This window comes from Halochromatium sp. (assembly GCF_046541315.1).
Classification (GTDB): Bacteria; Pseudomonadota; Gammaproteobacteria; order Chromatiales; family Chromatiaceae; genus Lamprobacter.
The window spans coordinates 1-10,415 of sequence record NZ_JBKHDN010000091.1 but is presented as its reverse complement, the minus strand read 5'-3'; the positions used below and the strand labels follow the sequence as shown (position 1 = coordinate 10,415).

General features: G+C 66.4%; 10 protein-coding genes. 3 read left to right on the top strand and 7 right to left on the bottom strand.

All coding sequences use genetic code 11. The features are described 5' to 3' along the window. Window positions 1-21: 21 nt before the first annotated feature. Window positions 22-438, bottom strand: coding sequence for a YajD family HNH nuclease (locus ACLFQI_RS07775; protein WP_410758341.1), 417 nt, complete (start codon window positions 436-438; stop codon window positions 22-24). A 143-nt stretch (window positions 439-581) separates the two neighbouring features. On the opposite strand from ACLFQI_RS07775, the gene ACLFQI_RS07770 reads away from it, so the two are divergent. Both ACLFQI_RS07770 and ACLFQI_RS07765 read left to right on the top strand, forming a co-directional pair. Further along, the gene (locus ACLFQI_RS07770; protein ID WP_410758340.1) at window positions 582-2,183 is read left to right on the top strand and encodes a peptidoglycan D,D-transpeptidase FtsI family protein; all 1,602 of its coding nucleotides are present in this window, start codon (window positions 582-584) and stop codon (window positions 2,181-2,183) included. A gap of 34 nt (window positions 2,184-2,217) precedes the next feature. Continuing rightward, window positions 2,218-3,618, top strand: coding sequence for an FtsW/RodA/SpoVE family cell cycle protein (locus ACLFQI_RS07765; RefSeq protein ID WP_410758339.1), 1,401 nt, complete (start codon window positions 2,218-2,220; stop codon window positions 3,616-3,618). A gap of 23 nt (window positions 3,619-3,641) precedes the next feature. Here the strand turns inward: ACLFQI_RS07765 and ACLFQI_RS07760 are convergent, their stop codons facing one another. The 4 genes from ACLFQI_RS07760 to crcB form a co-directional block, all read right to left on the bottom strand. Next, complete coding sequence (locus ACLFQI_RS07760) at window positions 3,642-5,216, bottom strand: ATP-binding protein (RefSeq protein WP_410758338.1); 1,575 nt, start codon at window positions 5,214-5,216, stop codon at window positions 3,642-3,644. 159 nt (window positions 5,217-5,375) lie between these two features. Then, window positions 5,376-5,744, bottom strand: a complete 369-nt coding sequence (locus ACLFQI_RS07755; RefSeq protein ID WP_410758337.1) for a DUF4870 family protein — start codon at window positions 5,742-5,744, stop codon at window positions 5,376-5,378. A gap of 33 nt (window positions 5,745-5,777) precedes the next feature. Continuing rightward, the gene (gene serS / locus ACLFQI_RS07750) at window positions 5,778-7,064 is read right to left on the bottom strand and encodes a serine--tRNA ligase (protein WP_410758336.1); all 1,287 of its coding nucleotides are present in this window, start codon (window positions 7,062-7,064) and stop codon (window positions 5,778-5,780) included. 123 nt (window positions 7,065-7,187) lie between these two features. Next, window positions 7,188-7,559 (bottom strand): fluoride efflux transporter CrcB, encoded by a 372-nt coding sequence (gene crcB, locus ACLFQI_RS07745; RefSeq protein ID WP_410758335.1) that lies wholly within the window; start codon window positions 7,557-7,559, stop codon window positions 7,188-7,190. 200 nt (window positions 7,560-7,759) lie between these two features. Between crcB and ACLFQI_RS07740 the strand changes: the two genes are divergently transcribed. Next, a complete protein-coding gene (locus ACLFQI_RS07740; RefSeq protein WP_410758334.1) occupies window positions 7,760-8,626 on the top strand; it encodes a hypothetical protein in 867 nt (288 codons plus the stop codon). A 34-nt stretch (window positions 8,627-8,660) separates the two neighbouring features. Here ACLFQI_RS07740 and ACLFQI_RS07735 read toward each other — a convergent pair whose 3' ends face one another. Both ACLFQI_RS07735 and ACLFQI_RS07730 read right to left on the bottom strand, forming a co-directional pair. Next, on the bottom strand, window positions 8,661-10,112 hold the full coding sequence (locus ACLFQI_RS07735) for a replication-associated recombination protein A (protein WP_410758333.1): 1,452 nt from the start codon (window positions 10,110-10,112) through the stop codon (window positions 8,661-8,663). A 50-nt stretch (window positions 10,113-10,162) separates the two neighbouring features. After that, window positions 10,163-10,415: DUF4198 domain-containing protein (locus tag ACLFQI_RS07730; protein WP_410758332.1), on the bottom strand; the 253-nt coding region annotated here is incomplete at its 5' end.

Genomic DNA, 10,415 nt, shown 5'->3' with positions numbered 1-10,415 from the left:
CCGATGCTTGGCTGGCGCGCGTCAGTCTTTCTTCATCAGATCGGCGAGTCCGGCAAAGGGATTGTGGGTGCTGGGCGCGGCGGTGCGTCCACCGGTGGCGCTGGTATCGCGCCCGGCGGCGACGGCGGCCAGATGCTCTTCGTACTTCTGATGCTCGTTGTCGTGGCAGTAGAGGCAGAGTAGCTCCCAGTTGCTGCCGTCGGGCGGATTGTTGTCGTGGTCCATGTCCTTGTGATGCACGGTCAGCTCGCGCAGGTTGCTGCGATCGAACTCGCGCGCGCAGCGTCCGCACACCCAAGGGTAGAGCTTGAGCGCCTGCTCGCGGTAACCGGCGGCGCGCTCGTCCATCGCGCGGCGGGCGTCGGCGACGATGCGGTCGAGTTTGTTGCCATCGATGGTCTGGCCGGTGCGGCCGTGGCGGGATGGGTCTTGGGGCATCTTGGACTCCGCTGGGTCGGGCGAGCGATTCGCCGGCTTGTCTGCATCGAACCCTGGGGATGCGCGGCGCTGGTGACGGCGCGCCTTGCTTGGACAGGGTCATCGAACCGATTGTAGCCGCAAGCGCGACGAGGTTCTCGGGTATGCTTGCGCCTGCCATGGATCTGCTCAACGACCTGTTCCGCTCGCCGTCCTGGGAGGCCATGCGTGTCGGCCTGCATCTGGCCTTTGGACTCGCGTTGCTGTTCTGGCTCTGGCAGGCCTTGCGACTGCGCGCCGCCGTGCCGCTGCGGCATCTGGCGCGGCCGCGCGCTTGGCTGCGCCCGGCGGTGGCGCTGCTGATGCTGGCCCTGCTGGCGATCCTGGTCTATCAGGCGACCTGGCAACTCGGCGGCACGGCGCGGCCGCGGTTCATCGCCTTCATGCAGTCGCATGACCGCCGCCAATTCAATCCCGCGCACTGGATTCAGCGCGGGCGCATCCTCGATCGGCGTGGTCGGGTCTTGGCCGAGAGTCGCAATCGCGCTGGCGCCGCCGAGCGGGTCTATCCCTATGGGCCCGCCTTTGCGCATGTGGTCGGCTATGCCGATGCGCGGTTTGGGCTGAGCGGCATCGAGGCCAGCGCCAATCGCGCGCTCAATGGCGCCACGCTGAGGAGTCTCGGCGACTGGGGCGAACTCGGACGTCAGGTGCTGACCCAGAGCAAGCGCCCGCGTGGTCAGGATCTGGTCACCACCCTGGATGCCGAGCTGCAGCAGCTGGCGGTGGAGCGGATCGCGGCGGCGAAACCGTTCGGACGCGGCGCCGTGGCGATGCTGCGGCCCGCCGATGGCGCCGTGCTGGTGTTGGCGAGCGTGCCGAGCTTCGATCCCAATCGGCTGCAACCGGATCTGTTCACGGGCGCGGAGGCGACCAACCTGCTCCTGAATCGGGCCACTCAGGGCCAGTATCCGCCCGGCTCGGCGTTCAAGGTGGTGCTCGCCGCGCAGGCCCTGGAGATGGGCTTCAAGGGCCGCTTGAGTTGTCCCGCCGAGGGTTACACCACCTCGGATCGCTATCGGCCGATCCGCGATCACGAATACTACGAGGCGCGGCGCGCCGGCCGGACCTGGGCCGGACATGGCCCGCTCGATCTCTCGGCGGCGCTGGCCAAGTCGTCGAACGTCTTCTTCGCGCAGCTCGCCATCCTGGGTGGCCATCAGGCCTTTGCCAGCACGGGTCAGCGGTTCCATTTCAACCGCTCGATCGCCTTTGTCGGCGGTGCGCCGCAGCTACAGGCCGCGCGGCTGGAGCCGATCCCCGAGCGCGATCGTTACGGGCTGGCGCAGGCGGCGATCGGTCAGGGTCGGGTCACGGCAACGCCGGCGTACATGGCCTTGGTCGCGGCGGCGATCGCCAATGATGGGATCGCGCTGCGTCCGCGTCTGCTGCGCGACTCGGCGCCGGAGGCGCTGGCGCGTTTCATGAGCGCCGAGAGCGCGCGTCGGCTGCGGGCGATGCTGCGACGCGCGGTGAGCGAGGGCACCGCGCGCGGGATCGACAGCGCCGGACTCGAGATCGCCGGCAAGACCGGCACCGCCGAGAATCCGCAAGGGGCCTCGCATAGCTGGTTCATCGGCTTTGCACCGGCGTCGGCGCCACGGCTCGCGGTGGCGGTGTTGGTCGAGCATGGCGGCTACGGCTCGACGGTGGCGGCGCCGATCGCGCGCGATCTGCTGCTCAAGGCGGCGGAGCAAGGGCTGTGACGATGAGTCGTTGCTAGCCATGGCAAGGCGCGGCATGCCAACCCGTCGCGAGGATGCCTGGCGGCTGCGCGCGCCAGAGCGCCAACTGTTGCTAGGGGCGCTGCTGATCGCGCTGCTCGGGTATCTGATGTTGCTCGGCACCGGGCCCAGGCAGGGGCTGGCTGTGCGGTTCAGCGCCCTGATGCCCTTGGTCGTCGTTTTCGGCGCCTGCGTCAGCGCCCATCTGCTGCTCGTGCTGGCGCGCTTCCGGGGCGATCAGCTCGTGCTCCCGGTCGCGGCGCTGCTGAGCGCGGTCGGCCTGATCGCGCAAGCGCGGGCCGGGCTCTACGGCGTCGAATCGCTGAGCGGGTCGAAGCTGCTCTTGCTGCCGCTTGGGCTGGCACTGATGGTGGGCCTCGCGCTCGCCGGGCGTCATGGCCGCTATCGGCTCGCCGCGCGCGCGACCTGGCTCTGGGCCGGACTGTCGCTGCTGCTCATGGCGCTGGTGTTGGTGACCGGTCAACGCTATCGCGGCGCGGTGTACGGCCTCGGCTTCATCACCCCGACCGAGCTGCTGAAGCTGACCATGGTGTTGTTCACCGCCGCCTATATCGACCGACATCTGAAGCCGCTCAGTCGCTGGCGTGGTTGGCTGCCGCCGCTGCGCAGGCTCTGGCCGCTGCTGTTGGTCTGGGCGCTGCTGCTGACGATGTTGCTGTTGCAGCGTGACCTCGGGCTGGTGCTGATCCTGGCACTCATGCTGCTCGCGGTCTTGGCCGCAGGCACCCGGCATCCCGGTTACCTGCTCTATGGCTTGGCGGTGGCCGGCGTGGCTGGTGCCGCCCTGCTCGGCCTCTTCAGCCACGGACAGCGGCGCGTCGAGGCCTGGCTGAATCCCTTTGCCGATCCCACCGGGGCCGGTTGGCAGGTGTTGCAGGGGCTGTCCGGGATGTACGCGGGCGGACTCTGGGGCGAGGGCTTCAGCGAGGCGCGGCCCCGCTATACGCCGATCGCGGAATCGGACCTGATCTATGCGGTCTGGGCCGAAGAGCTGGGCTTTGCCGGCAGCCTGCTGTTGCTGCTGCTGTTCGCGGTGCTGCTGACCCGCTTGCTGACCTTGGCGGCGCGCGCGCGCACGCCGTTCGGGCTGATGGCCGCCACCGGCGTGGCCACCGTGCTGAGCGTGCAGACGGTGCTGAACATCGGTGGCGTGACCAAGGCCCTGCCGCTCACCGGCATCACGCTGCCGTTGATCAGCCACGGCGGCAGCAGCCTGCTGACGGTCTTTGCGAGCCTGGGCCTGGTGCTCGCGATCTCCGACGGCGAGCCGGTCAAGGCGCGGGCGCAGGTCTCGGCGCCAAAAGCGCCAAAAGCGGCCAAGGCGGCCAAGGCCACCAAGTCACCGAAAACATCCAAGGCACCCAAGGTCGCCAAGTCGCCGCGCAAGGGGCGATAGGCTGGTTGTGTCAGCGATTGTGGCTAGGTTGCTCGCGCGGCGTCGCTGGGGCCGTCCAGGCACTCGACCTCAAAGCCAACCACCTGCCGCTGCTCGCGACTGAATTCCACCCCGATCAGATGGATCGGCTCGCCGCTGGTGCGGTATTTCTCCGCATAGCCGCGTTCCTTGATCTGCGCCAGCGCCCTGCCCTCGGGCACCAGCTCGACCACTTTGAACTCGAACAGATAGACCTGGGCGTTGAAGCGCAGCGCCAGATCCAGCCGCCCGGCGTTGCTGCTTTCCTCTGGCGTCAGGTCCAGCCCGAGACTGGCAAAGTAGGCATAGAACACGCTGGCATAGTAGCCCTCGTACTGGGCGATGGGATTGTTGCGATACCAATCGTGCGGGATGCTGGCGAAAAAGGCGGTGAACAATTGTTCGAGGCCGGCGAAGTCATTGGCCAACAGTAATCGATAGAGTCGCCCGGTCTGCTCTGCGGTGCTGGAGGCGCGCGCGCGCAACACATTGAGCAGGGCGCCGTTGAGACTGGCTTGCACCTCCAGGTTGGGGTAGCGCAGTCGATACTCGATGAAGGCACCGAACTGCTGCTCGTGGGCAATCGTCAGATAGCCGGCCTGGAAGAGCAGCGCCTCACTGCTGATATAGTCCACATCGAAGGCCGACAGCAGTTGCTCGCTGGCCACGAGCCAGCCAAGGTCGGGCAGGAAGGTCTGACGCTCGGTGAGCAGATCGACCAGGAAGCTCGGCGAGCCGGTCTCGAACCACCAGGGGCGAAACTGGTGCGTATCGAACAACAACAGCAGATCGAAGGGGTTGTAGACCGCCTCGCCGGTCCAGTTGTAGCCGTTGTACCAGGTGCGGATCTGGGCTCGGTCCAGGCCGTCCAATTCGGCAGCAAAGACCCGGTCGAGATCGGCCTCGGTATATCCGCAGAGGGCTGAGTAACGGGCATCGACGGTGATGTCCTTGAGGTTATTCAGCCCCGAGAACAGGCTCACCTTACTGAACTTGCTCACGCCCGTGAGGAAGGCGAAGCGGATGTGCGCGTCGGAATCCTTGATCACCGAGTACAGGTTTCTCAGTCCATCGCGCATCGCCCGCGCGCTGTCGGGATCTTGCAGGTTGTCGAGGATCGGCTTGTCGTATTCATCGACCAGCACCACCACCCGCTCACCGGTCGCCGCGTGGGCGCTGCGGATCAGTTCGGCAAAGCCGCCACCGACGCTGGACTGGTTGCAATGCAGGCCGAGTGCCTGCTGATTGATGTCGAGCTGCTCGCGAATCTTGACCTCAAGATCGGCCGGTTTGCCGACGATGCCGCCGCCAAAGCTCAATCGAATCACCGGAGAGCGGCGCGACCAATCCCAGCGCTCATCGGCTTCGAGTCCCTCGAACAGCGCCTGATGGCCGCTGAACAGCTCGGCGAGGGTATCGAGGAACAGGCTCTTGCCGAAGCGGCGCGGGCGCGAGAGGAAGTAATGTGTCCCCTCCTCGATCAGCCGCAGCGCGAAGCCGGTCTTGTCGACGTAGTAGTAATCGCCTTCGCGGATCTTGCGGAAGGTCTGGATGCCGATGGGCAAGTGTTGGCGGGGCATGGCAACCGGTTCCAGAGATTATTTCCAGAGATTATATGGGGGGACATGCGTGCTGAACGGCAGCGGTCCATTGGACGCAGGGAAGCGCGATCCGTTCGCGAGCCGCCCCTGCCAGTCTAGCGATCGACAGCGGACTCGAGCCCGCCTTGAGCCACTCCGCTATTTCGGCCACAGCCAGGTCTCGACGTCGGTCACCGGCTCGCGGCGCTCGAGCTGCTGTAGGCCCTTCACGCAGCGCAGGATGAGCCAGACCAGCCAGAACAACAGCAGCAAGAAACCGACCAGCACCACACTAAGCAGCATCCCCAGGACGACATAGAGCAGCCCGATCCAAAAGGTGCGGATCTGGAATCGATAGTGGCTTCGTAGCCAGTCCGGCGCATCGCCGCGATACACATAGGCCATGATCACGCCGACGATACCGGTGACGCCAACCACCAGGCTGACCAGATAGAGGATGTAGATGATCTGCGCGTTGGAGGTCGATGCGTTTGAGGTCGATGGCGGGGTTGGTATGGGCTCTTTCATGGCACCGTTGCGGTCAAGGATGAGTGACGCGGATCAGCGAGTCGGCTCTAGGGCCGTCAAGCCACGCATGTACGGCTGAAGCACCTCCGGCACCTCGATGCTACCATCGGCCTGCTGATAATTCTCCAACACCGCGACCAGCGTGCGCCCGACCGCCAGCCCGGAGCCGTTCAGCGTGTGCAGCAGTTCGGGCTTGTTGGTCTTGGGATTGCGCCAGCGTGCCTGCAGCCGGCGCGCCTGGAAGTCGCCGAAGCAGGAGCAGGAGGAGATCTCGCGATAACGCTGCTGGCCCGGCAGCCAGACCTCGAGATCGTAGGTCTTCACCGCCGAGAAGCCGAGATCGCCGGTGCAGAGCGTGACCACCTGATAGGGCAGCCCGAGCCGTTGCAGTACCGTCTCGGCATGGCCGGTGAGCGCTTCCAGCGCGGCGAATGAGTCCTCCGGGCGCACCGCCTGCACCAGCTCGACCTTCTCGAACTGATGCTGGCGGATCATGCCGCGCGTGTCCTTGCCGTAGGAGCCGGCCTCGCTGCGAAAGCAGGGCGTATGCGCGACCCATTTGCGCGGCAGGCTCTCGGCATCGCAGATCAGATCGCGGACCAGGTTGGTGACCGGCACCTCGGCGGTCGGGATCAGATAGAAGTCGCGCTCCGGCCCCGGTACCCGGAACAGGTCTTCCTCGAACTTGGGCAGCTGACCGGTGCCGCGCAGGCTGTCGGCATTGACCAGGTAGGGCACAGAGGTCTCGCTGTAGCCATGCTCCTCGCTGTGCAGATCGAGCATGAACTGGATCAGCGCGCGGTGCAGCCGCGCCATCGGGCCATTGAGCACGGCGAAGCGCGAGGCGGTGAGCTTGGCGGCGGCATCGAAATCGATCCAACCGGCCGGCACGCCGAGATCGACATGATCCTTGGGCGCGAAATCGAACGCGCGCGGCTCGCCCCAGCGCCGTTCGACGCGGTTGGCGGTCTCATCGGCGCCATCGGGCACGCTGGCGTCGGGCAGATTGGGGATGCCGAGGGCGATCTCGCGCAGCTCGGCCTGGAGGCTTTCGAGTTCGGCATCCATCGCCTTCAGGCGATCGGCGAAGGCGGCGACCTCGGCCTTGATCGGCGCGATGTCCTCGCCGGCGGCCTTGGCCTTGCCGATCGCCTTGGATTTGACGTTGCGCTGGTTCTGTAGCTCCTGCACCTCGCCCTGCAGCGTCTTGCGGCGGGTCTCCAGGGCCTCGATGCGAGCGGTGTCCAAGCGGAAGCCGCGGCGCGCGAGCTGGGCGGCGACCTGATCGAGTTCGCCGCGAAGAAGTTTGGGATCAAGCATGATGGCGTGTCGGGTTTGTCGCGAGCGCGCAGGCGTGGAGCGCGCATGTCGTGAATGATGAGTGGCGCATCGGACGCCATGCTTGGCCTTGCCGTTCCGTCACCGACACCACCCGGCAGTGGATCATAGCAACCGCGCGCTGAGGATACCGGCCCAGCAGGCCCCGAGACAGAGCAGCACACTGCCAGCGACATTCAGCAACGCGCGGATCGTCTCGCCCTGCTCCACCAGCGTCAGCGTTTCGAGCGAGAAGGTCGAGAAGGTGGTGAACGAGCCGAGAAAGCCGACGAGCACCGCCGCGCGCAGCTCCGGCGCCACCAGGCCGCGCTCCAGGAATAGCACGAACAGCAGTCCCATCGCGTAGGAGCCGAGCCCGTTCACGGCTAGGGTGCCCCAGGGGAAGTCGCGACCGAACAGCCGGTAAACGCCGGTCGAGACGCCGAAGCGCGCCATGGCACCGAGCGCCCCGCCGCCGGCGATCGCCAAGAGTTGCATCATCCGCGTACCACTGCGCCCGGCCAAATCCGAGGCGGAATCTTACCTGAATCGGCAGAGTCGACCAAGATCCTGAGCTGGGACAGGTTCTCGCCTCGACGCTGGCGGCGATGGCGAAACACTCCACGTTGACCAATCCTCATGCTCCCAGCTACTCTTGAACGTGCCGATTACCGGAATGTCAATTGGCGACACGGAGCTTGCCCGTCGCGGCCCCGAACCCTTTGTGTATTCCGTCCATGCCCACAGTCAAATGCCCTCAATGCGGCAGCAGCAATGTCCGCCACTCCCATAAAAAGGCGTCGGACCCGAGCCGCAAGAGTCTTCCCCTGCTGAGTCGGTTCTTTCGCTGTCGCGACTGTCGTTTGCGCTTCCCGGCCCGAGACCTGTCCGCGATCTATTCCTGGCGCTTGAGTGGATTCGCACTCCTATCGATGAGCGTCGCCGTCATCCTGGTGGTCCGCTATCAGCCGGCGACCTCCGAGCATATGCTCGTCGAGCAAGCGCACAACGAGGTCATCGCTGACGCGGATCCCGAGGCGGAAACACTCGATGCTGACGCGGATCCCGAGGTGGAGACCCTCGATCAAGCCGAGCGCAACTACCGCAAAGGCCTCGAGCTTTTGCGCCGTTCGACCTATCGCGAAGGCGGCTCCACGCTCCCCGAGGCCGCGAAATGGTTCCGACAAGCCGCCGAGGACGACCACGCCAGGGCGCAGTTGATGCTTGGTGTGCTGCACGAGAACGGGAGCGGCGTGATTCAGGATTACGAACAGGCGCTCGCCTGGTATCGCCGCGCGGCCATGCAAGGCGAGCCGATGGCGATGTACCGTGTGGGAGCCATGTTGAGTCACGGGATCGGCGCCGACAAAGACCTGGTCGAGGCTTATGCCTGGTGCAACATCGCGGCGGCGCGCGGTCAGCAGGAGGCCGTCATCGACCGCGACCGGGTCGCCAAACTCCTCTCCATCGAGGAGATCAAGGAGGCGCAGCAACAGTCCAGGTCGTTCGATCAGGAACTGCCCTTTCGGGTGGCGGCGCCCTTTGCCCTACCCGCCGGTCTGTGAGCGTTCCGACGCGGCGCCGGGATCTCCTGTTGCCTCATCGAGGCCTGGCGGCGGCGCGATCGAGCGCCGCGAGCCGTTCGAGCTTTTCCTTGATCCGGATCTCGAGCCCGCGCTCGACCGGCCGATAGTAGCGCCGTGGCGCCATGCCATCGGGGAAATACCGCTCGCCGGCGGCATAGGCGTCGGGCTCGTCATGGGCGTAGCGATAGGCGTGGCCATGACCGAGTTCCTTCATCAAGCGGGAGGGCGCGTTGCGCAGATGCGCCGGCACCTCCAGTGAGCCTTGCTTGCGCGCGTCCTCGAGCGCGCTGTTCCAAGCCCGATAGACGGCGTTGCTCTTCGCCGCGCTGGCCAGGTAGAGCACCGCTTGCGCCAGTGCCAATTCGCCCTCGGGGCTGCCGAGGCGCTGCTGCGCATCCCAGGCATCCAGCGCGATCGCGAGCGCGCGCGGATCGGCATTGCCGATGTCCTCGCTCGCCATGCGCACCACTCGACGCGCGAGATAGAGCGGATCGCAACCGCCATCGATCATGCGCGCCAGCCAGTAGAGGGCGGCATCGGGCGCCGAGCCCCGCACCGATTTGTGCAGCGCCGAGATCTGATCGTAGAAGGCATCGCCGCCCTTGTCGAAGCGGCGCACGCCGTCCTCGGTGATTCGACGCAGGGTTTCGAGACTGATGCGACGGATGGGTTCAAGCGTGGGCTCAGGCGTGGGCGCGGACTCCGCTCCTGGCCCGGCTTCAGGCTGGCGTTCAGAGACGACCGGCGCGCTTAGATCGACCGCCAGCTCCAGCAGATTCAGCAGTCGTCGCGCATCCCCATCGGCGGCCTCGGCAAGCAAGCGCCGCGCCTCGGCATCGATCAGGATGCGACCCTGGCCGCTGTCGGTCGAATCCGCAGCCTCGATCCTAGCGCCCGCATCGGCGGCCCCGTTGGCCCCTGCTTCGTGGGAGCCTTCAATTGCGCCCTGAGTCGAAGCAGGCGCCAGACCGCGCTCGGTATCGCTCAGCGCACGATCCGCCAGCCGTTCTAGATCGGCTCGTTCCAGCGGCTTCAGCAGATAGACGCGCGCCCGCGAGAGCAGCGCGTCGTTGAGCGCGAACGAGGGGTTTTCGGTGGTCGCGCCGATAAAGACCAGGGTGCCGTCCTCGACATGCGGCAAGAAGGCATCCTGCTGCGCCTTGTTGAAGCGATGCACTTCATCGATGAACAGGATGGTGCCGCGCTGCTCGGCGGCCCGAAGCTGGCGCGCCTGAGCGACCGCCGCGCGGATCTCCTTGACCCCGGCCAACACCGCCGAGAGACTCAGGAACCGGCTGTGCGACGCCGCCGCGATCAGCCGCGCCAAGGTCGTCTTGCCGGTGCCAGGCGGCCCCCAGAAGATCGCCGAATGCGGGCGATCCGCGTCGATGGCCTCGCGCAGCGCTCGCCCCGGCGCGAGCAGGTGCTGCTGGCCGACCACCTCGTCGAGGCTGCGCGGGCGCATGCGTTCGGCCAGAGGGATGTGCGACCACGCTGGCCGCGAGACGGATCGGCTCACATCGCGCGCGCGCGCACCCAGAGCAACGCGCCCTGTTCGACCGGCACCTGTTCGCCATCGGGGTTGGCCATGGTCTCGTCGCCCTCGAGCAGGGCGGCGAAGCCCCACCAGCCGGCGCGGGGCATCGCATAGCTGAAGACGCCGTTGGCATCCGTCTTCAGCACCTGGGTCACGAAAGACGGCGCCGGCGGCGTCACCGAGCCATCGTTGCGCCATTCCACCTCGACCGTGGCGAAGGGCACCGGCTCG